Below are 1,238 nucleotides of genomic sequence, written 5' to 3'. Positions count from 1 at the left end.
ATGTACGGGACAACCACATGGGTTACAAAAAAGTACCTTTACATAGGTAACACTTTTATCGACACGTACCCGTTCTTTGCCTCTCTAGCATAGACCCGGCCTAGGATTACCGGACCGAATATCACCTCCCACACATCATCACTGATCATCTCCATTCCAATGGTCTGATGCTTAAGCACATTGGCTATATAAATCCGCAGACCTGCTCGATTAATGATTCCATTACTATCAGCCAGGTAACACTCCACGTGGCTCGCATACCCCATTTCAGGCAACTTTTCCGGGTAACTCCGAGTCGAGGGTGAATAGCAGGAAGCAGGCGTTTTCTGGTCAAGCGCCTCGTGCCCCCGCTCATAATTGTAGTGCTGCATAAAGCGGTCAAACTGTCTCTGCTGAGCCTCCCAAGGAATGGCGGGCGGTTGAGGCAAGGTACTTTTCAGCGTTCGGTGCATGCGTTCGTGACGCCCATTCTGGTCCGGACGGCCAGGCTCAATTCGCTCAGGAATAATCCCTAGTCGCAGCCACCATATCGACAGCTGCGACAGCCCGGCACGGCCGGTACTGGCAAATGGCACACCATTGTCAGTCCGAATACGCTCCGGCAACCCGTACTCGCGGAAAACTCGCTCAAAGGTCTGTTGGGTCTCCTTCAGATTGGTACTGGACATACTCTGGCAGGCCAGTAGAAAACGGCTGGCGTGATCCATGATCGTCAGTGGATAGCACCAAACTCCGGCGCCCGTCAGAAACTGGCCCTTGTAGTCCGCGCTAAAGAGCTGATTAGGTTTTTCTGCCTTGCTCAAAGGTTTGGGATAGACCGCGACACGCCGTCGTACACGCTGCGGCGTAATTAAGTCGGCTGCCTTAAGGATGTTGTAGATGGTCGTTTTTGACGGCGGATCCTGATCGGGAAAGCGCTTGAGCAAGTCATTTTGGATCTTCTTAGGCCCTGGAGTTGTTTCTCCGATAGACCGAAGCTCGATGATTGCCTGCCTAACAGCGACAGGCACCACGTAGCTCTGGCTGTGCCGGCAACGGCTGCGTTCCTCAAGCCCACTAGGCCCTTCAGCTTTGTATCGCTCGACCCATTTATAGCCAGTCTTTCGACTGATCTCGTAGTCACTGCACAGCTTGCTGAAGGTGTGTTTGTCCGCCAGATAGGCAGCGATGAACATCACTTTTCGATCCATAGGTTTCAGCTCTCTCCAGGGCATGGTCAGATCCTCGCGAAATCGACC

At 52.9% G+C, this 1,238-nt stretch carries 1 protein-coding gene; it reads right to left on the bottom strand.

Features of this window, described 5'->3' with window-relative positions; all coding sequences use genetic code 11:
- Window positions 1–38: 38 nt before the first annotated feature.
- Window positions 39–1,214, bottom strand: a complete 1,176-nt coding sequence (locus tag CKW24_RS27645; RefSeq protein WP_095172053.1) for an integrase core domain-containing protein — start codon at window positions 1,212–1,214, stop codon at window positions 39–41.
- Between the last annotated feature and the right edge of the window lie 24 nt (window positions 1,215–1,238).

It is taken from the genome of Pseudomonas sp. Irchel 3H3, assembly GCF_900187635.1.
GTDB lineage: Bacteria > Pseudomonadota > Gammaproteobacteria > Pseudomonadales > Pseudomonadaceae > Aquipseudomonas.
The sequence above is the reverse complement of the archived record's forward strand: the minus strand, read 5'-3'. Positions and strand labels throughout refer to the sequence as shown.